The organism is Planctomycetia bacterium (assembly GCA_016795155.1).
Taxonomy (GTDB): Bacteria; Planctomycetota; Planctomycetia; order Gemmatales; family HRBIN36; genus JAEUIE01.
In genome coordinates, this window is the sequence record JAEUIE010000012.1 from 54,293 (window position 1) to 80,250 (window position 25,958).

Sequence of the window (25,958 nt, forward strand, 5' to 3'; positions counted from 1 at the left end):
ACAAGTCAATTGCGTATATCATTTGACTTCTCGCTGACTACCTGACAAACTGATACGCTGCCTGTTTCCCAACTACGGAGCGTCGGGTAATGATTGCGCCACGAAAGCTGACATTTGCGTTTGTTCTTTGTCTTTTCAGTGTCATGTTGATCGGCACACTTCCAGGGCAGACACCTGCGCCAGCCCTCGCTGTGCTGCATACTCTCGAAGGCCACAAGGAACTGGTCTACACGGTTGCATTCTCCCCCGATGGGAAGCATCTCGTCAGCGGGGCGTTCGACAAGGAACTGAAATTGTGGGATCTGGCGACAGGCAAAGTAGTTAAAACCTACGCTGGCCCTAGTGGCCACACTGATCTGGTGTTGACGACAGCCATCAGTCCCGATGGCCGCATCATTGCCAGCGGAGCGAAGGACAACAGCATCAAACTCTGGGATATGCCCATCAGTGGCGAACTCAAGAATTACCCTGGCTCGACGGCTGGGCTGATATCCCAAGCGATCACACCCGATGGCAGCAAGCTGGCCACTGGTCAGGTTGATGGCATCATTCGTGTCTGGAACACCAGCGATGGCAAACAAGTGGGGCAACTTGCTGATGCCAAAGCGCCCGTCATGTCGCTGGCGATCTCCGCTGATGCCAAGTGGCTGGCTGCGGGCACTGAGCAGGGCAAGGTGTTTCTTTACGATCTGACAACGTTAAAACTCAGCAGCCAATGGCAGAGTCACAGCAAGGAAGTACGCAGCCTGGCATTTCATCCCAATAACCAACTGCTCTTCACCACCGGGCTCGATGGATTGCTGAAAAGCTGGACAGTACCACCGGCAGTTGCCACTTCCACCAACGGAGTGGATAAGACGACGGTGGCTTGTGCAACACAAGCTCAAGATGGCCGCTGGGCGGTTGGCTGTGCCGACAAAACCATTCACATCCTGAAAGCCGATGGCACACTTGAGAAAGCACTACCTGCAGCGGAAGCAGACATCAAGTGCGTTGCCTTGCAGGGTAACGTGGTGATTGCCGGCCTGGTAAACAACAAGGTAGCCTGGTGGGATATCACCGCTGGCACTTTGACCCATCAGGTTGATTTAGGCAAATCGGCACGCAGTATCAGTCTGCGGAATGATGCTGCCGAGTTTGCAGCAGCCCTGGAAGATGGCTCGATCAAGATTGGAGAGGTAACCAAGGATAAAGCCAAGGGAGCGGACAAAGTTATTACCAAAACTATCCCTGATGCTGGGAAAGCTGTGGCCTATCACCCTTCCAATCCCAATCAGCTTGCCATCGCTGATGACAAGAAGGTCCTCAAAACCTGGCTCGTTAAGGAAGGCAAAGCCGAACAAACGATTACTCTCGATTCACCCGCAACACATATTGTCTGGAACAAGGATGCCAGCCGAGTCCTTGCAACAGAAGGTAACCAGGCCATTCTGATCAACCCCAAAGATGGCAAGATCATCAACAAGCTGACACACAGCGGGCCAGTAGTGCACGCCAGTTTCACGACTGATACGAGCCGGGTCATTACTGTGACACAGGATGGCCACACCCACCTCATGGATGTGGGGAATAGTAAAGAAGTACAGGCTTTCACCGGAAAGGGTGCAGTGGCAGCGGGTGCACACAGTGATGCGAAGAAGATCATCGTCTGCGGCAAAGACGCCGTGGTAGTTGAGACGATTGCTATGAATCGAGCGATTGCTGCCAGCGCTACTCCGGTGCGGGGCATCTCGATGATGGATGGAGGTAACCGGGCTGTGGCCGCCGCTGAGGATGGCATCGCGAAAATTTTCAACCTGACCAACGGTAACATGGACAAGGAACTGAAAGGCCACCAGGGCGTCATCGAAGTGGTGGCTGCCACACCGAACAGTCAGTTGATATTCACCAGTGGCGCGGATCAGTCACTGCGTTGTTTCCAGGCAAGTGATGGCAAGGAGCTCAAGTCCATCAAGCAGAATAGCCGGGTGTTGTCGCTGGCAGTGCAGGGTAACCTGCTCGTTGTCAGCATGGCTGATGGCACACTGCAGTTTCTTGATGTGACGTTTACACCAGGTCAGCCAGCACCGGCAACATTCTGCAAAGTGCTGCACAGCTTCAAGCAACCCAACATGATCACGAGTGTCGTCATGCCTGCTGCGGGAGTGATCGCCTACACCGCCAGTCCCGATAAATCTGTACGGTCTTGGAAAATCGCAGGCGACTTGCCTACCCGCAACCTGGCGGGGCATGGCAACCTGGTAGATGCTGTGGTTTTCAGTCCTGATGGATTATCGCTTGCTTCATGCAGCCATGATGGCACTACCCGGTTCTGGAATCTGGGTGATGGTAAACAGACAGGTGAGGTGAAACTGAGTCCACAACCTTTGTACTGCCTGGCCTGGCGTGGCGACGGCAAGCAGCTTGCTATGGGCAGCTTTGATCGTTCGATTCGTCTGATTGATGTCGCAGGCAAAAAAGTGGAACGGGAGATCAAAGGTTTTGATGAAAAGTCGTCTCCCAACGGCCACAGCGATGCGGTCTATACGGTAGCTTATGCCGGCAACGATCAACTCTACTCGGCTGGGGCCGATGGAAAGATCAAGCTGTGGAATCTGAAGGATGGTATGCAGGTGAAAACCTTCATCGACCCGGTACTGAAGGACAAAGCCCAGTGCGATTTTATCAACAACATCCGTTTGACGAAAGAAAATCAGAGACTGGTCGCGGTAGGCAACGGCGGTTGGATTACCATCTGGAACTCTGCTGATGGCAAGATGCTTCACAGCCAGCGTATGCCGGTTGGATTGTACGGTTTGGCGATCTCGCCCGATGATAAACTCATTGCGACAGGCAATATGAATGGAACGGTATCGGTGTTGAAGATGCCGTGATTTCAATTCCTGGATTGCCAGCGATCCGGATTTCGTGAGGCATGGAACACAGCTAACACGCGAATATGATCGATTTTATTGCGGTAAAACACTACATAAGGAAATCGCTTGAGCAGTCCTGCGTGTATGTCATGGAACTCTTTTGCATATCGATCTGGATTGGAGGCAATCTCTGTAAAAACATCTTCCAGTTCATTGAGGAACTCGCCACCCAGACCAGGAGACTTTTTTCATACCAGTCGTGTGCTTGCTTGATTTCTTTTTTTACAGAACGGTGAAATGTCAATTTCACAGTGGTTTCTCAACAAAGTCGCGAATTTCCTGCCAGGAACAAGAACTGGATACATCATTCTCCATTTCAGCGTCTCGTTGAATCAGTTCCGCCTGTTGTTCAGCCGACAGCATAGGTTTCCAGGTTGCATCACCCAGACTTTCCCATATTTCAAGAGCCAGGTGTATACGCTGTTCCGTAGTTAATTTGTCTAATCCAAGTTCTTTCATGTTTTGAATCATGAACCCAACCTCTTTGCATAAATCTAATGCATCATAGCAACAGCTTGCAGTGTGGGTCAAGAAGATCAGCGTCGAGATTTACTGAGTCTAGACGCCTACAGAATAAACTTGCTCACATCTTCCTTCTTGAATAGATGCCCCAGCTGTTTCACAACATAGGCCTTGTCAATCGAGAATTTCTTCGGCTTCCAGTCGGGACCAGCAAAGCTGATGTCTTCAACCAGCCTTTCGATGATGGTATGCAGTCGGCGGGCTCCGATGTTCTGGGTTGCACGATTGGCTTCATAGGCGAGTTCCGCCATCTCAGACAATGCATCGTCAGTAAAGCTGAGCTTAATGCCTTCAGTCGCCAGCAGTTCACTGTACTGTTTGGTCAGGGCATGCTGCGGTTCGGTAAGGATGCGGAGGAAGTCTGCCTTGTCCAGATCTTCCAGTTCTACTCGAATCGGGAACCGGCCCTGTAGTTCAGGCATCAGGTCGGACGGTTTGGATACATGAAATGCACCTGCCGCAATGAAGAGAATATGATCGGTGCTCACCGGGCCATAACGCGTACTGACCGTGGTACCTTCTACAATAGGCAGCAGATCACGCTGTACTCCCTGGCGGGATACATCGGGCCCACTGGAAGACTGCGGCCCGCACACCTTGTCAATCTCATCGATAAAGAGAATCCCCTGGTTCTCTGCCAGCTTGATAGCCTTTTCAATCACCACCTGCTTGTCGATCAAGGCTTCCGATTCCTGTTCCAACAGCGCCTTGCGGGCTTCCTTCACTGGCAGCTTGCGCGTGGTGGAATTCTTAGGCATCATCTTTTCGATGACGGTCTGCAAATCCGATTCCATCTGCCCCAGCCCGAGCATGGTGACTTGCGGCTGTTTCTGTTCGACTTGTATTTCGACTTCACTTTCTTCGAGATCACCAGCCAGCAAGCGGGTATTGATTTTTTCACGGGTGCGGGCGTTGCGTTCAGCTTGTTCCGGCGTAATGTCAGAATCCCAGCCTGTTGATGGTACAAGCAGATCGAGCAACTTTTCATTGACTCGAGCAAGAGCCTGGAATTCTACCAGCTTGCGTTGCTCGGTGCGAACCATACCGATAGCTACCTCGGTGAGATCACGCACCATGCTGTCGACATCGCGGCCATGGTAGCCCACTTCGGTGTATTTGCTCGCTTCCACTTTGATGAAGGGAGCACCTGTGAGTTGAGCCAGGCGGCGGGCGATTTCGGTTTTACCCACGCCGGTCGGCCCGATCATCAGGATGTTTTTGGGAGTGACATCGTTCTGCAATTCTTCGGGCAGTTGCTGCCGGCGCCAGCGATTACGTAGAGCGATGGCAACTGCCTTCTTGGCAGCTGCCTGGCCAACAATGTGTTTATCAAGAGCAGCGACGATTTCTTTGGGTGTCAGAGGCTTCATGGGTTCTCGGAGGAATAGCTATCAGCTTCAGAATATGTTGTATGAATCTACTCGATTTTCACAAAAGCTATATGCCGACTGGCTGAAAGCTAACTGCTAAACCACTTCTTCCACCACAATATTCCGATTCGTGTAAATGCACATTTCGCCGGCGATTTCGAGCGACGCTTTGACGATATCCTTAGCGCTCAGCTTGGAATGACTGACAAGGGCACGGGCTGCAGCCAAGGCAAAGGAACCACCCGATCCTATTCCCAGGATGCCATCAGTAGGCTGAATGACATCGCCGGTGCCCGAAACCAGCAGCAGGTTCTCTTTATCAGCAGCAATCATCATGGCTTCGAGCCGTCGCATGGAGCGGTCGGTGCGCCAGTCTTTGGCGAGTTCCACCGCAGCGCGGGGAACGTTGCCTGCAAAATCTTTGAGTTTGGCTTCAAATCGTTCCATCAGGGCAAAGGCATCAGCAGCGCCGCCGGCAAAGCCTACTACCACGCGGCCACCATCGAGCTTACGGATTTTCTGGGCATCCTGCTTCATCACGGTGTTGCCGAGTGTCACCTGGCCATCGCCGCCAATGGCAGTCTTTCCATGATGTCGAACTGCAAGGATAGTTGTGGCGTGAATCTGCATGCGATATCCCCAGCTATGCTCAACGATGTTTCCGAAGAAGCACTTTGAAGTAACTATGCGGTGACTTGGCACGGTTAGCGTGAGTACACGCAAACCGTGGCACCCGACCCGCATGACTTCATAAGCGGAAATGACAACCCAAGTTCTTATGCTTCATTGTCAATACTTCATGTTATACAGTGTTTGCAGAACGAAACATTCCTGATGTGAAATACCAACGACTCAAACATCTTTCCGCATGAAATAGATCATGCCGGTAAATGCAGCAATACAGCCTGTTAATGCTACGTAACCGGAGAACTTTAAGTAAGGTACCATAGGTAGCGTGGTGTCAGTGCGAATTAGCATGGGAAACACATCGAGAAAGCGTACCAGGGTAAAGTTGCCCATAGGTACTTTCCACAATAATGCCATCAATCCGTAGAGGACTGCCAGCACAATCCCCAGGCTGAGCATGGTATTGTTCACCGTGGCACTGACAGCCATGGTGATGGAAACCATCAGCCAGAGCACCGAGCCGACCAGGATAATTGCGACGAGGCAGTGATCAAAATCAAGATCGCTCTTGAGAACGAATACAGATGCGACCATAAAGATAAGGCCGACGAAGAGGAACCCACCGAGCACTGCAACGGAACGAGCGGCCCATTTGCCGACGAAGAAGTGCCAGCGGCCTACGCCACGGCACAAGGTGCTGTCAATCAGATTGCCTCGTTCCCCAGCAATGGCGTTGGCGGTGAACAGGGCACTGAGTGCAGCCCCGAAGATGATGGTGTAATGCAGAAAATCGCCTACATGCACCGAGGCATATTGGGTAAAGCCTGTCTCGCGATGAACGGAAGCACGATTGAGCAGAACGCCCACACTGACGATGAGCGCCAACAGTAATCCCAGGCGATAAAGCCAGCCTTTGACCGTCTGCTTCAAATCCATTTCCAGAATGGACCAGAGTGGCAACCAGCGGCTAGGCGGCATGACGGTAGACGCGGACGAGGGCATTCGATTCCTCCTTCTCGACCAGATCGAGGAAGGCTGCTTCTGTTCCCTGGCCCAGCCCCCGCACATCCACCACGTTCACTTTCAGATCCGACAGGGATTGGAACACCTGAGCCAGCACCAGTGTATTAGGTTGATCTTCAGGCAAGTGCACCGTCAGGCGGCGCTGTTGCGATTCAATCGATTCACAGATTTTCTGATCGCGCAATGCCTGTGCAGTTCGCGAAGTAGTCTTGGCATCGCAATCAAGTTCGAGTTCGAACGCAAAGCAACCTCCGCCATTGCCCTTCATGTCAGCAAGGTCGCCATAAAAGAGTAGCTGTCCGCGACTGAGTACGGCAGCATGGCTGCAAACCTCATCGATATCAGAGAGATTGTGACTGGATACGATAAGTGTTTTCTCACTGGATAGCTGCTTGATAAGTTCCAGCATGCTCCGCCGTGCTTCAGGATCGAGACCATGCGTTGGTTCGTCCCAGATCAGCAGTTCGGGCTCGTTGATCAGACTTGCCGCCACGCTGAGCCGAGCGGTCATCCCGCTGGAAAAGCCGGTGATGACCATACCGGCAACGTCCTGCAGGCCCACAGCCCGCAGCATCTGCGCACAGCGAGGCTTGCGGACCGGGGCGCGTAAACCAAAGAGTTTGCCACAGTAATCGAGATATTCCAGAGGGGTGAGCCCTGGTGGAAATTCGGAATGCGTTGGGATGTAGCCGATCCGCCGTCGCACGCTGGATGCATTAGGCCCCATGCGACTACCAAAGACCTTGATGACGCCGGAAGAAGGACGTTGCAAGCCGAGAACGATGCGGAGAAACGTGGTTTTTCCCGCGCCGTTGGGGCCCAGCAAGCCGAGCACACAGCCTCGCGGCACGGTCATTGTCACATTGTTGAGGGCGATCTGCCTGCGCTGATAGACTTTCGTCAGCGCCTGGGCTTCAACCACCGGCTCGACATACTCCACGGACGGTCCCCCACCGGGATAGATGGTGTCCTACCATCATGCGAGGCGGGAGATACCCGCAAGTATGAAAAGGGTCAAGGGGAGTTTTCAAACTCTTCTAATTAACCATCTATTTCATGCAATTGCGTGAAAAGGTCCAATTGACAGCATTCTGTCAATTTTTCGTTTGCATCTGTAATTAGCTTGTGGTCTATTTTCGGTTATCGCAGAGGAGCCAGTTGTGAAACAAGATATTCCTGCAACTAAGGGCACCAGGTCTATTTGGTATCGAGCCAGGACAAACGACAAATCTGTTAAAAGAAACTTCGTGCGGTTAAGACTCGAACTGGAAGTTCTTGAGGATCGCTGTACCCCCGATGTGTCGCTGCTCAACTCAGGCTTCGATACAGGCTTTGGCACATTTCCTGGCCAGACTTCATCGCAGGCCGGGATCTACGACTTACTGTTGCGTGGTGGTAAACCCCAACCCGATGCGATAGTCAACCTGCAAATCACCTCTGCCTTCATCTGCGATGCATTTGGCATTGCACAGACTGCGCCGGTGATGGGCCAGATGCTCTTTCTTCGGTCACACTGGCAGGTGACTGGCAGTGCCTTTGAACAATATATCGTGCGCTACACCGTGGATGGTGTTGCCCTGGATTCCAGCTTGATTACCAACAATGGAGATGGTGGCTATTCGTGGTATCGTGGAGGCTGGTATGCCTCTCCGGGCACCCATTCGGTGGTTGTCACAATTGATGGGTTGAACCAGGTGGCGGAATCGAATGAGTTTGACAACCAGATGAGTTTTAACTTTACCACGGTATTCCCCACCGATCTTCCCTCGCTGTCCACGCTGTATACCAGCGATGACTTGAATCAGGAATGGTTCATCAACAACTATGCGGATGTGAATCCATTCTCGGGAGTAGCGGCTGACTACCTGGGAGGAATTTTTCAATACGATGGTCACGATGCTCATGATTCAGGACCGCAGGCACAGTTCTTCCACAAACAGGATCTGGGCATACCGCTGATTGCCACCAACGATGGTACAGTAACCCAGGTGGCTGATGGTCAGTTTGATCGTGAAAATTCTTCCAACAATAACTCCGGCAATTACATCCTCGTGAATCATGGCAACAACTGGGAGACGCTCTACTACCATGCTGCTGCCAATACGATTACGGTCAAAGTGGGAGATCAGGTAAAACGCGGGCAACTGCTGGGGTTCATGGGCAGTTCCGGTAACAGCACCGGTACGCATATACACTTCAATCATCGCTACCGCGGCGCTGTCGTGGAGACTGGTTATGCTCCTTCCTCGTACTGGCAAACGCCTCCACCATACAGTGGCAGTGTACCCACCACACTCTTCGATGCTGGAATTACCAATTTTACTCCTTCTTACAACGAGTTAACAGAACGACTTTCACCTATCTCCAGTTTTTCCACGACGGAATCTGGAACGCTCTTTGCCTGGACCTCGTTGTGGAACTTCAAGACCACTGATCAGTTGACTTGGCGCTGGACGCGACCGAACGGCACATTCTTCGATTCAAATTTCACACCCACTCAGAATTACCTGCGCATGTCGTGGTGGTACTGGAGTTTGCCACTAAGCAACTTCCAGTCAAGTCCCGGCACCTGGCAGGTGGTGATGCGACTTAACGGCACCCCCATCAAGAGCACCAGTTTCAACATCGGTGGAGGCAGTGTACCATCCATCAAGATGCTCAGGGGCACCACTCCCTTAATCGATGAACGGTCAACACCTATTGAGTTCGGATCAGTTTCACTCGGTGGATCACCAGTTCAGCAAACGTTTAGCATTCAGAACCATGGTAACGGCGTACTGAATCTTTCCAACTTGTCTCTGCCTGCTGGCTTTTCAGTAGTTGGAAGCTTGCCATCCTCGGTGGCTGCGAACGGTTCAGCATCGCTGGTCCTTCGACTGGATACCACGCGTGCCGGCAGCAAATTTGGCACAGTGAAATTCGACACGAATGATCCTGATACTCCCGTCTACGATTTCAATATCAGCGGTACTGTAACCGGTGCAGCGCCAGTTGGAGCGCCGGTAGTGACTTTGCCTGGTTCAGCAGTTGCCTATAACTTGCAATCCCTGCCACGGTTCCTGTTCCCGTTGGGCACCATCACTGACAGTAATTCCGCCAACTTCAACGGCGGTTCACTGACCGTTACCCCAGGTATGGGGGCTCACGTTGATGATCGATTGACGATCAACTCGCAGGGAACTGGTGCAGGTCAGATTTCCGTAACTGGCAGCACGGTCTCTTATGAAGGCACCCCAATTGGAACTTTCAGTGGCGGAAGCGGGAGCGTTCCTCTGGTAATCAATTTCAACAGCAGTGCCACGCCAGTTGCGGCTCAGGCTCTGCTGCGACAGATCACCTATGCCAGCCTGCTGGCCATAGAGCCAGTTCAAAAGCGGCGATACTACTCAGTCAGGCTGGTAGACGATACTTTGTTGACCAGTACCGACCCCTGGAAGATGGTGGCACATTCGGGAGTAAAGCGGGCTCCTACTGTTTCGACGCTGAATAACCAGAGCATTACACGTGGCACAACGATGTCGCAGGTAGGCAGCTTTGCCGATCTATTTGGATTCTCCTGGTCAGCCACGGTCGATTATGGTGATGGCTCAGGCGTGCAACCTCTGAGCCTGAACCCGGACAAGACCTTCCAGTTGGGCCGCCAATACGTATCAGTACCAGGCAATTACACCGTTACAGTTTCTGTCTGGAATGATCAGGGTGGAATCGAAATCAAAACATTCCAAACTGCGGTGCTGGCGCCAATTCAAGTCAACTCTGTTCAGGTTAATGATGGCAGCATGCAACGATCGCAAGTCACGCAATTGCTGCTAACCTTCAGCCGGGCAGTGGACACCGTTGATGCCGGAGCCTTTTCGCTGTCCATTGTCAATTCAGTGGGCATCATACCGTCATTGAATGTAGCTTGGAGCGTCGGCAACACTGTAGCCACCATAACCTTCAGCGGAACGGGAGTAATTGCCGGTTCGATTGCAGATGGCCGTTATCGCCTCGAGCTTGACGCCACTAAACTACACGACAACACCGGTGGCATCCTGGATGGAAATGGCGATGGACTATCAGGTGGAGGCTATTCAGGCAGCGAGTTTCATCGGCTTTTTGGAGATTTCAATGGCAACGGCACCGTGGATACCAGCGACCGTGATCTCTTCTTTGCAGCCTTGGGAAGCAGCACGGGTGATGCAGGATACAACACCATGTTCGATTTCAATGGTGATGGCAGAATCGACTTCATCGATTACGCTCATTTCCGTCGTCGCAATGGCATGAGTGTATAGACAACCAATCAGGCCAGGAAATTTTATGTTCCTTCTGAACTGCATCCATCTTGATGTGAACAACTTGTGTGAAGGAATGCCATGACTCGCTCTTTCAAATGGTTCGTATCGTGTTTGGTACTGGGAATTGCACCGCTGTGTGCCCACGCTCAGTACATCCTGACATTTGAACCATCGATCGTTTCCATTACTCCTGGAAGCACCGCCACTTTAAACCTGTACCTCAATCAGTCGGGTGTTGGGACAACTGGTTCCTATCTGTCATCTCCCGGAATCATTAGCACTGGCGCAATGCTCGGCTATTCCGTAACATCAGGCACGCCTTCTCGGGTCAATTCGGTCAACGATATTATTCCCAACAGTGCCTTTGATCAGGTAATTGAAAAAAGCCTTGCTAATGCCCGCGATGGTGATGTTGCACGCTTGCAATTGGCTGTTTTCGATAACCCTGTCGTAGTAGCACCCACATCCGGAGAGGATGCCAATCGCATTCTGGTGGGAAGTTTTACGTTCACCGCTGGAAGCCTGGGTTCGGTCACCACGGTTCGACTGTTTGACCCTAACAATCCCCCAAGCGCAGCGATGAATTCCCTTTTTGCCAACACCGTGACAGATGTATTGCCCGATAATATTACCACCGTAACGCTCGATCAATTCAATGCAATTACACCCCTCTACCCACTTTCAACGGCAGGTCTCAATTACTATGAAGTGGCGACTATTTCAGTAACCATTCCGGAGCCGGCATCCCTCGGGTTGTGCATGCTGGTATTATGTTCCATTGGCATCATGTATGCCAGACGCAAAGGTAGTTTTACTGATCCAGAATCACAGAGTGATAAGGCTCATAGTGCCGAAAAAATTCGGGATGTGTAACCAATCTGACTATACTGTATCCGCCGGTACGAAGTACATTTGGCAGTCCTGCAGATGAACTCAACTAAACTTGTTCATTACACACTTTCGCTACCGTCAAACACTGGTACAGTGTTGAAGTTCGTTACATGTATTTGAGGTATCTATGCCCCCTGCGCGAATGGTATCGTTGTTTGGCTTTCTTGCCGGCCTGATGGCGGTCTTCATGGCAACGATCTCGTTCAGCACCGGTGTAACGCAGGAGTATTTTGAGCACTCGCATCCGGTGAAAGAGTATGTGGCAAAGTTGCACAGCCAGTCTGATATGCTGAAGACACTGCTCACCCTCGATAATTTCTTTCTCCTCTTCTACGGAGGCTTTTTCCTCTGGTACATCGTCGAACGCCAAGGCAAGGCAGATAGCTGGCTGCTGGCAGCGATGGGATTATGCATGTTCCTTACGATGACGCTCGATGCGGCGGAGAATTTCCACATCCTCGGCATGCTCAAAGGTGCTGAGAACATGATCATGCCCAGCGATGGGCAGATTGGCCTGCAATACATTCTCAGTGCTGTAAAATTCATGCTGGCCTATTTTGGGGTGATCATTCTGGGGGTAACCTATCCGCGTGATACTGCACTGGCCCGGTTGGTCGGCACCAGCACAGCCATCGTGTTTCCGATTCTGGGAGTCCTGGGTTTCACCGTTCCTGCCCCCTGGTCCCTGATCTGCGGCATTGGCAGATCATTGTTCTTCGTGCTTGGCTTTATTCTCAGCGGCGTGGTCTACTTGAATCGCAGATAGTGGTATGATGGGGAAGATAAGGCTGAACAGAATCGGAGACTGACATGCCAGGCGGAGTAAACTACTCAAGAATACCTTGGCTGACAGGCTTGCTGTTAATGACCATTGGCTGGCTCATCTGGTGGGCTATACCAATACTGCCTAACGTAACCATACGTGGTGATGGTCCAATTAGATTCCTCGGCTTCTCCCCCGATAGTCGAATGGTGGCGACTATACATGTGGAAGACAAAGTACGCCCTGCAGCTCAGCGTGCTTTTGCGTTCGGTCCAGTGACACTATGGGATGCCAGATCTGGTCGAGAAATTCGCAAACTCGGCAAAGACTTGCTTCAAACCAAAAGTGTGGTTTTCTCGCCGGATAACCAGATCATGCTGACTGTCAGCAAGGATCCAGGATCGACGAACAGTTTGATTCATGCATGGAGTATGGAGGAAAGAGAGAGCCTTTGGAATATGATCGTTGCGAGTGAATATGAAATTCACGGAAGAGGGCTAATCTATCGGTTTACGCCCGACAGTAAGACATTGGTCGTTTTATGCCCGGATGATCAGCTCAAGGTTTTAGATGCACAGGATGGGAATGTACGAGCGACAGTGAAAGGTGCGGATCGTTTCGTTATCTCGCCGGATGGCGGTTACGTGGCATATACCAATTATGGGACACCCTGGGTTGGTGATAAAAAAGTAGTATCCCCAGTGCAGCTATTGAATCTTGTATCGGGACAACCGGAACCGGGGCCGGTGGATTTGACAGATTGCATACAGTCATTGGCGTTTTCGCCAGACAGCCAGCTTCTGGCGCTGGCGACGCCTGGCATCAACAGTCTACAGAAAATCCGAATTACCATGTGGAACTGCAGGAAGAAAACGATTGATACCACGATGGAAGGCGACCCGGGGAACTCTTTACACAGTGTTGGATTTTCAAACCAGGGACAAATATTCTTCGTCAAAGAAGCGCTGCTGGGGGTGATGACTTATTGGGACATGAGCAGCAAACCCGAAAAACTGAAAATAGACTGCTACGATGCGGCGATATCACCTGATGGAAAATATATAGCGTTTTCCAATGCGATGCAGGTACTCAATAAACACTGGGCTATGCTGGGAGGGGCACCATCCCCTACTGCCATTGAACGCCAACCTTTGATTTATATTTGGGATGTAAAGGCAAAGAAACTGGCACATACTCATTCCGGGCTGGCCAATATCGGCTCAACGAGCGTTCTCGATTATGTGCCTGGCACTTCGACATTAGCTGTAAAGAATACGTGGATCAAGGTTGATGCAGGTCCCGTAAGTATACTGAGAAGAATGTTGCAAATGCGATTCAATGAGAAATGGATTGATGAATCCAATATCAGTCTCCTTGATACGAATACTGGCAAAGTACTTGGCGTTCTAGAGCATTATGACCGCCTTGCCATTTCTCCTGATGGCCTGTTGCTTTATGCCTCCAACTACGATCGTGAATCGAGAATCGATCTGTTTGCTATTCCACTTCGCACGCCCTGGCTCTGGATAGCTGGATGCTGGTTATTTCTTGTATTGTTGTTCTTGCTTGCTTTCTGGCGGAAACAAAAGAAAATCACCAGGTTAACTGCAACCAACCAATGACTTTACAAGGAGCTTCTCCATGAAAACACTCGCAGATCGTTTTCGACAATGGTATGCCCATGAGAGGGATTGCAATGCCAAGGTGCTGGGCATGCTGCAATCGGTGCCTGCTGAAAAGCAGTCGCTGCCCTCGTTCCAACGTGCGGTCGACAAGATGGCTCACCTGGTGGCAGCCAGGCAACGCTGGCTGTTTCGATTGGGAGTATGGACGGAACAGCCTGCCATTTTTCCCAAGGATACCAAGGTAAGCGACTTGCCGGAAAAAGTATCCAAAACCGAAGAAGCCTGGGTAGAGTTCCTGAACACGCTGGATGATGCTGCATTGAACCGCGAAATCGAGTGGCAGATTCCGGATGGCAAACGATATCGTTGGAACATCGAAGGTATTCTGACACAAACCAATGGCCACGCCTGGTACCATCGCGGCCAGATTGCCATGCTGGTCGCTGACCTGGGCGGAGCTTTTGTCGATACCGATTATATTTTCTTCTGCAAGTTGCAACCGATTGAAAACAAGTAAGCTATCTTCATTTATCCTACTTGACATGACTGGTAACGGGTCTGATAGAATAGTTGACATCATACATGCGGAGTATGGAAAGATGTTTCGTGTCCTTATCGCATCGCTTTGTATTGCCATTCTTCTGTCTACTAATGTTGTTGCTGATGATCTTCGTACCTGGACCGATGCAACAGGGAAATTCAAGATTGAAGCCAAGTTTGTCGCTATCGAAAATAATATGGTGGTGCTGGAAAAGGCTGATGGTTCACGAATCAATATTGAATTAGTGAAACTCAGCGGAGCAGATCAGAAAGAAGCTCGCCGACTGCAGACGACAAAGATGGAAGATAATCCGTTCAAAAAGGCGGATGAGAATCCATTCAAGAATTCCAGCACAACTCGAGGCAAAACTGCTTCGACCAGTGGTACTGCCAATACGGTGAACGTCGACTGGTCTGATAACAAGACACTGAGTGTTTTTGGATCAGAATGGAAAGCACCGGCGATAGCAACCAGTGAACTCAAGCTCGATTGGCAGCCCAAACCCCTGGCTCTTCCCAGTCGGGATTTCTTCGACAAGGTCATGGGCATTGTGGCGATTCCTTCACTGAAACAGGCTATCGTTTTCAAAGTTGTTGACAAACCCGGCAATCGAGATCAGCCTCAGGGTATCTGCTTTGTCTGCGACTTGGCGAAAGGACAGATTGTCAAGCAATATCCCTTCACCGGCAAGATGGTGCCGCTGGCTGTTTCACCTGATGGCAGTACCATCATCGTACGCGAAGAAGTGTTCGGTCACGATAAAAGCAACATGGTGGAACTCTGGAAAATTAGCGACGGCAAGCTTGCTCGCGTGCAGCGCTGGGATGCAGTTCAGGATGACAAAGCACATGGCAGAGACGTTGCAGGGGCTGAGTTTCTTCCCGATGGGACACTCATCACCTGGCTCAGTGGCGGCATACTGACCTGGTGGAAACTTGATCCACTCAAGCCCATGCAATCGCTACAGCTGCAGGGTGGATGTCCAGGGTTCTCTGCTGACCGCAAATATATCGCAGGCAGAAATAACAACGATCTGGTCATTCTCGATGCTGCCAGCGGTGAAACGGTTGCGGTTAAGCAGATTCCTCATGGCATCTACCAGCGATTTGCCTTCAGCCCGGATGGTAAAAAACTGGCATGCCTGAAACATGACAAAGCAGATATTTATGATGTGGCAGAGGGGCAGTTAGCTACTTCCATGAGTACCGTTGCTGCATCGCAGGAGGCACCCTGCTTCTGGTCATCGAACAACGCTCTGCTTTGCGGTACACCATTGTGTTACCTCTCGCCGGATATGAATCTGAATGTATGGGCTTACGATGGGGTGGAGAAAGTAGTCCCCTTGGGCGATGTAGCTTTGTTGATTGTGCAGGCTCAACAGCGACAAGGACATGCTCTATTGCCGATCAAATTGCCGCACCAGGCAGCAGTTCAGGCCGTGGAGCAGGCGAAAAATGATCCAACATTCTTTGTGCTGAAACCCGGCACACCCGTGCAGGTTGATGTCAGCGGCATTGGCGATCCGGCATTGCTGGATCAGGTGCAATCGACACTCAGCAAACGACTCAAAGAAAAAGGACACCCTGTTGGTTCAGGCAAGGTAACACTCATGGCCAGCATGGCACCCGGGAAGGCTCACGAAGTTTCCTACCGTACCTTTGGCGAACCTCCTTTCGGCAGACCCGCTAAAACCTACACGGTACCCGGCTGGACCTATGAATTGAAACTGGTCAGCGACGGACGTACCCACTGGGTAACTGGCGGTGGCAATCATCCTCCGCCCATCATTCATCTGAAACAGGATGAAACCATTGAGAACCATTTGAAACAATATGGCGTGGCCAGCACCCGATTCTTTGAACATGTTGAACTTCCCTCGTATGTTGCTCGAGCGCAAAACAACCAGACGACGGGTTCCGCCAGTTTGCGGCGATCCCAGGTCACTTCAGGTGGGATACGATAACCAACCATGCAGCCCACCTCGATTCCAGGATTCAGTGATCCAGTCAGTTCGTTTACCCACCTTTTTGTGGGTGTTCCATTTTTTGTCGTAATGACGGTAATTCTGGTCTGGCGGGGCCGGGGTGATCGTGGCCGAATGGTGACGCTCGGTATTTACGGCTTTACAAACATCCTGCTGTTCACCTTGAGTGGTGTGTATCACATGCTGGATCGCACCTCGACAGCACGCATGGTGCTGCAGCGACTCGATCATGCAGCGATCTTTTTGCTGATTGCTGGTACCTTTACCCCGGCACATTACATCTTGTTTCGCGGCTGGAAACGCTGGGGACCACTCGCAGTTGTTTGGGGGGCAGCCATCGCGGGCATCACTCTCAAGAGCATTTACTTCAACGATCTGTCTGAATTTCTGGGTTTATCGCTCTACCTCGGACTTGGCTGGCTGGGCATGTTGTCAGGTTATTTCATTTGGTTCTACTACGGCGGCTGGCTGTTTCGCCCGCTGTTCTGGGGTGGGATTTCCTACACAGTTGGTGCGGTTCTCGATTTCCTGCAGGGACCGGTGCTGATCCCCGGCGTGTTGAGTGCCCATGAACTGTTCCATATTGCAGTACTGGCTGGCGCCGGGTGGTTTTGCTATTTCATTTACCTCATTGCACCGGGTAATCTGCAGATGATTGAACGTAAGCCCAGACCAGAAGTAATGGAGGAACTTAGCCACTGAGTTGAAGGCTTCTCAGGAAGGCGGGTTGACTTGATCCAACCGGTAAGGCTGTCCATTTTGATACAGCTTGAGCCTGGCCTGACGATCACGCCTTGATTCAGTTGGTTCCTTAGTCATCATGTCCAGAACCTGTTGTTGATATCGTTTGGCTTCTTCAAACTGACCGGCTTCAGCGTACGCTGCGGCCAGCGTGTCTATCATATAGTCCAGCTTCCATTCGGTAGCGATGCAGGCTTGTTCAGCCAGGCCAACAGCGCGTGTGCCATCTCGCAGTTCAGGAATCGGCGTGGTGGCAAGTGCCCATGCCAGTAAGTTTGCTGTCATTGGCTGAGGAGCCTGTAGATGAGCGTCTTCACGATCTTTCAATGATCTCAGATATTCTCCTCGCTTTATGGTGAGCGAAGAACGGTTCACCAGAGCATTGACATCGTTGGGATGTATAGCAAGATGCTGGTTGTAATCCGCTAGGGCTTCTTCATCACGCTTCAGATATTGATAAGCCTGTGCTCGAAGAGAGTAGGCAAAAACATCAGGCTGAAGGTGGATGGCTTTGGTCAGTTTCTCAATCGCTTGTTCGTATTGCTCGAGCATAATATGCACGGTCGCACAGGCTGCGTAGCCTCGTGCATCCTGCGGTGCTAACGGAATCATGCTGGAGAATGCTTCGAGTGCACGGGGCCTATCGCCGCGTCGCAACAAGAGTTCTCCAAGCTTACCCGCAATGGCGGGAAATATGCTCTGAGCCTGCTTGAAATCTTCCAGGGCCTGTTCTTCCTGGAAAAGGTCCCATCTAATGTCGCCACGCAGCAGATAGATATTCGCTGTTGCCTCTGGGATAGATTGCATTTCCACAAGGTGGAGGGCACGGTTGATGTCCTTCATCGCAAGGTCGAGCTTGCCCTGTTGATGAAGCAATTGTGCGCGAAGCTGGTAAGGAGTAAACCAGTCAGGTGCTTTCTGAATAGTGGATTCCCAGTCTTTCAATGCTTCATCAGGTTGATTCGACAATGAATAGGCCAAGGCACGCATATTCAAGGCATCTACATAATCAGGTTGATACAACAAGGCATGAGACGTATCTGCGATGACACCGTCCGAGTCGTGATGCGGATTGCTGCAGCGTGCCCGCATGAAAAAGATGGCTGCAGTGCGCAACCCACGATCTATTGCAGCCTGGCAGTCTGCTGACATCTGCTCGAATTGTTGCAGCGTATCGTAAATATCTGCCCGAAGGGAGTAAGGTTCAGGGCGATGAGGATACTGTGCAATCAACTCACTTACTTTGGGAAGCATGGAGGCTTGTTGACCCAGTTGAAACAATACTCTGGTACGCTCACCTAATTGATTCAGTGCTTTCCAGAATTCCATATCAGGCGGATCGCCCAACAGATGATTATTGCCCCGTTCATAGAGTGTTTTCAATTTATCGGAGGCAATGCCCTGGTTTTGCAGCCAGCGAGTCAGTTGATCGCCATCCACCAGATCGGCGTCGGGGTGCCAGCGTTTCCAGCGTATGGCTTTACCATGCTGCAAGCCGATCACTGCAATCAGATGTTTGTCGTGGTACAACTCCAGCGTCGGTCCACCCAGGCAATGACAATGCTTGTTCGAATCAGCTTCTTTCTCAATGCGGAGCGATTGTTGAAGTTCTGCAATAGCAGATGGGTCAGAAACATCAGCTATTACCAGGCTCGACATGGGCTTGCCCTGGTATAGCGAACCATCCAGAACGCAGACGCGAGTAACCTGGGGGAATAGTTCGTCAATATCCTGCTGTCGAGGCTGTGAACCAACTACCGGGCCAAACGAGAAATCGTAAGCATCGCGATCCATCACCATCATGGAGCCGTTATGTTCAAAGACCATCAAGGGAGAGTTGTCTCCCATCGCTCTTGCCTGATCAAGCTTTTGCCGAGGCAGGTCAATGGCCCCTGCGGGTGCAATAGTTTGAGTAGTGGAAGTGGCTACTAGTTTTTCTCGTACTATTGGTGTCGGCTTTTTGAATAATCGAACAAGCCAATTAATCCAACGCATCAGATGCATCTCGCAGTTAACAGGTTGATAACATCGTATCAACCTGTTTTGGAAATGCATAAGAAATCATGATCCTTAGTCAAACACCGGATCAATCACTTTCTTTTTTCTTTCCCGTGCTCCATCGGCCATAATCCATGCCCGCATCATGAGCATTTTCCGGGTCTTCACGAATATATCGTTTGGCAGTGCGTCGGGCGTGCTTCTGGCCGGCCCGTTTGATAATACGTTTCTCTTCCCGCAGACGGCGCTTGTCGTCTTGCATCATTCACTCCTGAATGAGACACGTGCGGCAATGAATGGCACGAGCATAACGGTCGGATTCAAAGTTGCAAGGGGTGTTTTGCTATTTTCCTTTTGATCATTAATGCGACTCGTAATCAATCGCACCCCAGTGTTCGAGAATGCGGTAGAGCCAAGGGTGTCGCCAGGGGGTGTACATGGGGAATGCTACGCTCATTGCTGACCAGCCCAAGGCTATCATAGTGGTGATACGGCCCCAACGTGCAGTCGACAAAACATCCAGCATGGGCAATGCCCCCAGTATCCACAGAGGTGTCAGCCAGATGAACCAGCGTGGGCCGGCAGTCCAGCCGCCGTAATTGTAGCTTTCCGTTTTGGTGAGGTAGAAGCCGAGCACTACCAGCGAGAGAAGCAGTGTCAGCCAGCCAACAGATTTGCGAATCTGCCCCAGACGTGTTTCCGCCTGGCTGATTCCAGGCAACACGAAACTGATCAGGCTGATGAGCAGGATGGGTGTCAGTGAGAATAAACCATGATGGCCGAAGGTGAGATGGAACAGATAGATCAGAGTCGAATCTTTCGGCTTGTCAATTCCTTTGATGTTTTCAGGATTCCAGAAACTGCCTGGGTAATTGTACCACTCGGTGCCGAATTTATCGTAAGCGGGTACCATGGTGCCGATGGCAAGATAGTTGGTGAGCAGAAAGCCGGCTAGAGGCAAGGCGGCACCAATCATAAACGGGATCAGAGCACGAGGCTGACGGAAAACCAGCCACAAAAATAAAAGGCCCGCAAAAGCAAGTGCAGGCAATTCGTTGGCAACTGTCCAGCCGGTAAATAATCCGGAGAGCAGGGCACCCCAGAACGATACAGGCCGTTGCTGCAGTACTGCATTGAGTACAGGATAAAGTGCAAAGATGACAGACCATGCTGCAATGGTGTGATTGTTCAACGTGTTGGCAAAGGCATTGACAAATGTGCAGAAGCAGGCGGCGGCCACCGCAGCCAGCCTTCCAAAGTCTCTGGTACCGAGTTGATCAATCAGTTTTGCCATCAGAATGAGTGCAATTAGCCATGGTAGACCGTTGATGCTGAAAAGAATAATGCGGACAACGGGAAATCGCCCATCGTTGGTCATGTTCCAGCCAAATAGTTTGTTCATTACCCAGTATTCGCCTGCCAGTATGGTAGGGAGCAATGGTGGCTTGCTCGAGTAATAAAACCTGGCTTTCAGAGGCTCTCCAGGTTGTGGGTTGGGATTTATCCAGGCAATGTCAGGCTTCAGTACCTTGTCGATCGTGCCCCAGCCGTTTTCCTTCAATTGTCCGATATCGACGCAGTCTTTCTCTTCCTCATCAAGATAAACTCGCACTCCGATGGCATAGGTGTGCTCTTCCACCAGAGCCCGAACCGTGGCCCAGCGGGAACGGTCATTATCGCTATGTGTCGGCTGAGCTGTGGTTTTGGAACCTGTCTCAACACCAATGATGTGCCCGGTGATGATGCCGAAGGCAATGGCAATCAGCAGACCGTATACAGAATGTCGCAGCGATGCGTTGGAATCTTGCATGAAAGATTGTCTCCGCAAGCCCACGAACTTCAATCCGAGTGCTTATAGCTTATGTTCAGTCCGTTCAGCAATGCTGAAGCTGTCTTCATTCCGTTGTCGTTGAGCGGTGATAAGTTCTGCCAGCAGGCCAATGGAGAAAAGCTGCACGCCCAGCAGCAGGCTCGCCACACTGTACGTGAGCAGTGGCCTCTGGTGAAGAGGAGTTTGACCGGGCTGGAACCAGATGATGGTGAGATACACAATGCCGATGATGCCAAGCACACTGAAGATCATCCCGAGGATGCCCATCAGATGCTGCGGACGATGTTCATAGGAGGTAAGAAACCGGATGGTGAACAGATCGAGAAATCCCTTGAACATGCGGCCAACGCCATACTTGGAACGTCCATGCTGGCGCGGGCGATGCTGCACTACTTTCTCGCCTACTTTGAACCCGCGGGCAGCAGCCAGCACAGGGATAAACCGGTGCCGCTCGCCGTATAGTTGAATCTCCTCTGCAACCTGGCGACGGAGGATTTTCAACCCACAATTGTGATCGTGCAGTTTCACACCGGTGATCAGGCTGACCATGGCATTGAAAATGCGGCTGGGCCAGACCTTGTGCCACGGATCAAACCGTTGTTTTTTCCAGCCTGAAACGAGATCAAGTTTACGTGATTCGAGTTCGTCGATGAGCGCTGGAATCTCAGCAGGGTTATCCTGCAGGTCGCCATCGAGTGTAACGATGAAATCCGATGAGACATTAGCAAATCCAGCCGCCAGTGCAGCAGCCTTGCCAAAGGTGCGGCGAAGCCGGATTCCTTTTACCTGTGCATGCTGTGCTGCCAGGTCCTGAATGACGTTCCAGGTTTGATCGGAGCTGCCATCATCGACAAGGACAACATTCCACGGCGAGTCATACTGAACCAGAGCCGTTTGAATCTCGGAGAAGAGTGTTGGCAAACTACCCTCTTCATTCAAAACCGGAATGACGAGGGTGAGCGAGCGGGCCAAGACGACACTCCAGTTCTACAAATCAATGGGATTTGAATCCGGCTTTGTCCTTTGAAGATTGTACATAAGCCAATCAAGGCAAGGGAGACATACCCTTGCCTTGGTCAGAGAATCGTACTTTATCTGTCTGGCCTTATGACTTCTTCGGTGGTGGATCATCATCATATTTCAGGTTGGGGTCAGTCCATGTACGAATCACACGTACTTCCCAGCCTGAACCCGTTCGCTGCACGTCGAACTGAGTCATGATCTTGCGTTTCTTGATCTCAGCTTCCTTAAGACCATGATATGCTTCTTCCCTGGCCAGGATAGCGTTCTCCATATCCTGTGGAATGAAGATGAAGATAGTAGTGGGCCGTTCGCTCATATTAGCGCCAATGCCAAAGTTCTCACATACATCGCGAACGCTGTTCAAAACCCACAATCGCTGTAGCTTGGTGGCATAGGGTTGGAATTGCTCAATCGTCATTTCCTTGAACTTGTTCCCGCCAGTAGGGGAAAGTTCTTCAAAGATGTAATACCGGCCATTGTTGAGCCTCGCACCAACGACAACTTTCAGATTCCCCAGCTTTTCGATGAAGCCTTCGGGATCCTCGTATTTGAAATTAATACGCCATCGCTTCGTTCGACTCAGTCGCGCACCCGATGCCTTTCCTGGACCTGCTCCATCACCTTCACCAGTGCCAATACCTGCACCCTTGCCTCCTCCCGAACCGGGGCCACCTTTTCCTTTATCACCAGGTCGTTTCTTGTTGGCTTCGATTTCGAACAGATTCTTGTCAGGAATAATCTTATCGGGAATAACATCAGGTGGAATGACGTCCTTGATGTCCTGTAAATCAATCTTGATCTCTTCGTTGACCTCAGGTTTGAATTCTTCTACCGAGCCATCGCCTTCACCACCACCACCGGCAAACACAATGGTTTCCATGTCAGGTGGTTTGGGTTCGCCAAAGTAAAAAGCAATAGCCATGTAAGCAATGACCAGCAGCACAGCGAAGACATGCAGCAGTACAGCCAGCAGAATGGAAATCGGAAATTCGTAATGGGAAGAGTACTTACGCCAGATGCTCTCTTCAGGAGCAATGGGAACGTCTCCCGGAGCAACAGGCTGATTCAAAGCAGGCTGACCAGCCATCTGGTTGCGCCCGTCGTGATAAGGGCCTTGTGATTGATTGATGTCGTACGACATGGCAATTCCTGTTACATTCAGATTCTACAGTAGTTTAGTCTTATTCCAGATGAATTGCCAGCGAAAGCCATCAGTTCTTGAGAATCAGTGCCTTGTGCTGACGGACTGTAACGCTGCCGATGTGGGCCTGGGCCAGCGTACCGTACTGCCGGGCTTTTTCCAGAAATGCAGATAACTGTTCATGGGCGATGCTGACCAGGAATCCGCCTGATGTCTGGGCATCCAGGAAAATTTCCATGAGATCAGGATCAGCATTTTCTGCCCCTTCCAGTTCATCCTGAACATAGTTGCGATTACTGATTCGGGCACGGGTGAAGAACTTGCCACGAACCAGGTCGAGTACTCCGGGTAGCAGAGGCAGATTGGTCAGATTGATTTCCAGAGTCACGTGACTGCCGAGTGCCATTTCCAGGCTGTGCCCGGCTAGGCCGAAGCCGGTGATATCGGTGACAGCATGTACGCCGGAAAAGTGTCGGCATAAATCTGCGCTGGCTTTATTTAGAGTTGACATACTTTGCAGGGCTGCATCAAGCGTATCCTGCGGGCATTTCTGTTTCTTAGCAGCCGTCGTGACAAAACCGGTGCCCAGAGGTTTGAGAAGTACCAGAGCATCACCTGGTTTAGCTGCGGCATTGGTCCAGATCTGTTTGGGATGTACGATTCCGGTGACGGACAGACCGAACTTGATCTCCTTGTCGCGTACGGTGTGTCCACCAATAACGCTGCAACCTGCTTCGATGCATTTACTTGCTCCACCCTGCAAGATGGTGCCCAGCAGTGATAAGGGTAACTCATTATCAGGGAAGCCGGCAAGATTAAGCGCGGTGATGGGAGTGCCGCCCATGGCATAAACATCTGACAAGGCGTTCGCAGCTGCAATCTGTCCATACAGGTACGGATCATCGACGACCGGCGGGAAAAAGTCGAGTGTCTGCACCAGAGCGAGAGTTTCGCTGATCTGGTAGACACCGGCATCATCAGCCGTTTCGGTTCCCACCAGCACTCTTGGATCGGTGGGTTTAGGTAGATTCCGCAGTACCTGCGAGAGCTCCCCGGGAGCCATCTTGCCGGCTCAACCGGCGCAGGAGGCGTAGTCTGTCAGTCGTCTGGTCAGTTCAGACAGGCTCATCAGCTCATTCCTTTCACGGTAAGCAAGATAAAATCAAGATAGAATTCTTCAGTGCGCTTGCCAATGCGCAGTAAAACACCCGCAGGGAGAGCGCTGCGGGTGTAAGGCAATTAAGACTGCCAGGACATCAGATTCTATCCACACTTTGGTTCATCAGTAACTGCCGCTGCCTTCGTCGATACCACCAGGAACCCGCACCGCCCAGACCGGCGATACCCACAAGGGCGACAGCCATCGGCTCAGGAATCGCGGAGATGGAAACGGTCAATCCGTAGAACTGTGTATCGAGTGCTGAAGCGTCTGGATTGTCAGTTCCCGTGACACGAACGAAATAAGTACCCGCTGCATTGAGAATAAAGAACAGTGATTCATTGCCACCCAAACCAGTAAGATTCGCGGAAGCGAGTAGTGTGATACCATCTGTATCGAATAATGCCAAAGCCAGGTTACTTCGATCCAAAGTACTCCACGCTACATTACCACCTCCATTTTGCGGAGTTGCATTGTAATTAAAGCCCAGTGCTTCCAGCAAAACATCCACACGCGAAGCGGAAGTTACTGAGAAGGAATAGAAGTCGGTATCGCTGCTGCCATCAATACTGACGAAATCAACGGCGGTAGGTGCAACGACCAGTGTACGGGCTGAGTTACCTACCGAAGCTGAATTGCCGACAGCAATGTTTCCCATCGCAGTAGCGCGACCAAAGACGTCATTACCCTGGCCAGCGAAACTCTTCTCGTTGAAATCGCCGTAACTGCGATGCGCTGCGAGAATATCGTGATGTTGTGGGCCATCGAAACCAAGATTGATAAAGGGCTCCATCAGGAATGAAGCGTTGTTACTTTCAAGATGGGGCATACCCAGACCGTGGCCATGTTCATGGGCAACAACATTCCTTAACGCACGCGAATTGTTTGCCAGATTATTTGAATAAAAATTATCACCGGTATCGATCACCATATCGCCATGATTGGGGCCATAATTGTAAGCCAGAACATTACTGTTGCCATCGATGAGTTTGCCACCTATGCGAATATCGGGTCGAATTCCCAGTGATCCGGCGGGGCTGCCAGATGTATTGGTCATTGCCTGACCATCATCATTAGCTTCGAAAACGTAACTCACACCGCTCACAGCACTCCAGCGATCAAAAACCGATTGAAACAGTGGTTGCCACTGTGCCTGCCCACCTCCATAAATCCCGTTGAGGAAAGTCTGAAGATTGTTAGGCGCATTGTTGCCATCGTTGATCGGGGTATTGAGCTGCATGAACCCCCAGGTGATAACCGCAGGAGAACCCTGTGAATATCCTTGTGGCTGAGGTGATGCCAAGTCGTTGGTCCAGCGACCGACATTAGGCGGTTGAGCTACTGATACTGAAGTTAATAACAATGCACTAGCAGACGTGAGCAACAGACGCTTCATAACAGATAAACCCATGGTGTGAATCAAAGAAGATGGCACTAAGTTAATTTGCCCATCATCACTGTCAATCAAAAAGCAGATAAATTATGGAATCTTTATATGTGTAGTTGGTTCATGGATGAAATTTC

Annotated in this window: 21 protein-coding genes; 8 read left to right on the forward strand and 13 right to left on the reverse strand. The window is 51.0% G+C overall.

Translation table 11 applies throughout. The annotated features are described in order from the left end of the window. Positions 1–89: 89 nt before the first annotated feature. Positions 90–2,873: a hypothetical protein gene (locus JNJ77_05475; GenBank protein MBL8822019.1), complete on the forward strand. Its 2,784-nt coding sequence runs from the start codon at positions 90–92 to the stop codon at positions 2,871–2,873. Positions 2,874–2,875: 2 nt separating this feature from the next. Here JNJ77_05475 and JNJ77_05480 read toward each other — a convergent pair whose 3' ends face one another. From JNJ77_05480 to JNJ77_05505, 6 genes are all read right to left on the reverse strand, one after another. Next, a complete protein-coding gene (locus tag JNJ77_05480; GenBank protein MBL8822020.1) occupies positions 2,876–3,088 on the reverse strand; it encodes a type II toxin-antitoxin system RelE/ParE family toxin in 213 nt (70 codons plus the stop codon). 73 nt (positions 3,089–3,161) lie between these two features. Beyond that, on the reverse strand, positions 3,162–3,386 hold the full coding sequence (locus JNJ77_05485) for an addiction module protein (GenBank protein ID MBL8822021.1): 225 nt from the start codon (positions 3,384–3,386) through the stop codon (positions 3,162–3,164). A gap of 95 nt (positions 3,387–3,481) precedes the next feature. Next, positions 3,482–4,807 carry an ATP-dependent protease ATPase subunit HslU gene (hslU, locus tag JNJ77_05490; GenBank protein ID MBL8822022.1) on the reverse strand — a complete coding sequence of 442 codons (1,326 nt, stop codon included), beginning with the start codon at positions 4,805–4,807 and terminating at the stop codon, positions 3,482–3,484. A 96-nt stretch (positions 4,808–4,903) separates the two neighbouring features. Further along, complete coding sequence (gene hslV, locus JNJ77_05495; protein MBL8822023.1) at positions 4,904–5,437, reverse strand: ATP-dependent protease subunit HslV; 534 nt, start codon at positions 5,435–5,437, stop codon at positions 4,904–4,906. A 222-nt stretch (positions 5,438–5,659) separates the two neighbouring features. Further along, positions 5,660–6,436, reverse strand: a complete 777-nt coding sequence (locus tag JNJ77_05500; protein MBL8822024.1) for a hypothetical protein — start codon at positions 6,434–6,436, stop codon at positions 5,660–5,662. Further along, positions 6,402–7,313: an ABC transporter ATP-binding protein gene (locus JNJ77_05505; protein MBL8822025.1), complete on the reverse strand. Its 912-nt coding sequence runs from the start codon at positions 7,311–7,313 to the stop codon at positions 6,402–6,404. Before JNJ77_05505 ends, JNJ77_05500 begins: the two co-directional genes overlap by 35 nt. A 304-nt stretch (positions 7,314–7,617) precedes the next feature. Here JNJ77_05505 and JNJ77_05510 point away from each other — a divergent pair, with 304 nt between their 5' ends. The 7 genes from JNJ77_05510 to JNJ77_05540 all read left to right on the forward strand — a co-directional run bounded on the left by JNJ77_05510 (position 7,618) and on the right by JNJ77_05540 (position 17,243). After that, complete coding sequence (locus JNJ77_05510) at positions 7,618–10,734, forward strand: peptidoglycan DD-metalloendopeptidase family protein (protein ID MBL8822026.1); 3,117 nt, start codon at positions 7,618–7,620, stop codon at positions 10,732–10,734. Between the two features lie 81 nt (positions 10,735–10,815). Beyond that, positions 10,816–11,610: a hypothetical protein gene (locus tag JNJ77_05515; GenBank protein MBL8822027.1), complete on the forward strand. Its 795-nt coding sequence runs from the start codon at positions 10,816–10,818 to the stop codon at positions 11,608–11,610. Between the two features lie 145 nt (positions 11,611–11,755). Beyond that, complete coding sequence (locus JNJ77_05520; GenBank protein MBL8822028.1) at positions 11,756–12,394, forward strand: hypothetical protein; 639 nt, start codon at positions 11,756–11,758, stop codon at positions 12,392–12,394. Positions 12,395–12,438: 44 nt separating this feature from the next. Further along, positions 12,439–14,013, forward strand: a complete 1,575-nt coding sequence (locus JNJ77_05525) for a PD40 domain-containing protein (protein ID MBL8822029.1) — start codon at positions 12,439–12,441, stop codon at positions 14,011–14,013. Between the two features lie 19 nt (positions 14,014–14,032). Then, on the forward strand, positions 14,033–14,533 hold the full coding sequence (locus JNJ77_05530) for a DinB family protein (protein ID MBL8822030.1): 501 nt from the start codon (positions 14,033–14,035) through the stop codon (positions 14,531–14,533). Between the two features lie 82 nt (positions 14,534–14,615). Continuing rightward, on the forward strand, positions 14,616–16,520 hold the full coding sequence (locus JNJ77_05535; protein ID MBL8822031.1) for a hypothetical protein: 1,905 nt from the start codon (positions 14,616–14,618) through the stop codon (positions 16,518–16,520). Between the two features lie 6 nt (positions 16,521–16,526). Further along, the gene (locus JNJ77_05540; protein ID MBL8822032.1) at positions 16,527–17,243 is read left to right on the forward strand and encodes a hemolysin III family protein; all 717 of its coding nucleotides are present in this window, start codon (positions 16,527–16,529) and stop codon (positions 17,241–17,243) included. A gap of 12 nt (positions 17,244–17,255) precedes the next feature. Here JNJ77_05540 and JNJ77_05545 read toward each other — a convergent pair whose 3' ends face one another. From JNJ77_05545 to JNJ77_05575, 7 genes are all read right to left on the reverse strand, one after another. Further along, the gene (locus JNJ77_05545; protein MBL8822033.1) at positions 17,256–19,277 is read right to left on the reverse strand and encodes a tetratricopeptide repeat protein; all 2,022 of its coding nucleotides are present in this window, start codon (positions 19,275–19,277) and stop codon (positions 17,256–17,258) included. A 91-nt stretch (positions 19,278–19,368) separates the two neighbouring features. Beyond that, positions 19,369–19,542 carry a hypothetical protein gene (locus JNJ77_05550; protein ID MBL8822034.1) on the reverse strand — a complete coding sequence of 58 codons (174 nt, stop codon included), beginning with the start codon at positions 19,540–19,542 and terminating at the stop codon, positions 19,369–19,371. 99 nt (positions 19,543–19,641) lie between these two features. Continuing rightward, entirely contained in the window at positions 19,642–21,090 is a 1,449-nt protein-coding gene (locus JNJ77_05555; GenBank protein ID MBL8822035.1) for a hypothetical protein, read from the reverse strand. 42 nt (positions 21,091–21,132) lie between these two features. Continuing rightward, a complete protein-coding gene (locus JNJ77_05560) occupies positions 21,133–22,083 on the reverse strand; it encodes a glycosyltransferase family 2 protein (protein MBL8822036.1) in 951 nt (316 codons plus the stop codon). A 133-nt stretch (positions 22,084–22,216) separates the two neighbouring features. Beyond that, the gene (locus JNJ77_05565; protein ID MBL8822037.1) at positions 22,217–23,275 is read right to left on the reverse strand and encodes a hypothetical protein; all 1,059 of its coding nucleotides are present in this window, start codon (positions 23,273–23,275) and stop codon (positions 22,217–22,219) included. A gap of 70 nt (positions 23,276–23,345) precedes the next feature. Continuing rightward, positions 23,346–24,338, reverse strand: a complete 993-nt coding sequence (selD, locus tag JNJ77_05570; protein MBL8822038.1) for a selenide, water dikinase SelD — start codon at positions 24,336–24,338, stop codon at positions 23,346–23,348. Between the two features lie 193 nt (positions 24,339–24,531). Continuing rightward, the gene (locus JNJ77_05575; GenBank protein ID MBL8822039.1) at positions 24,532–25,830 is read right to left on the reverse strand and encodes a matrixin family metalloprotease; all 1,299 of its coding nucleotides are present in this window, start codon (positions 25,828–25,830) and stop codon (positions 24,532–24,534) included. Between the last annotated feature and the right edge of the window lie 128 nt (positions 25,831–25,958).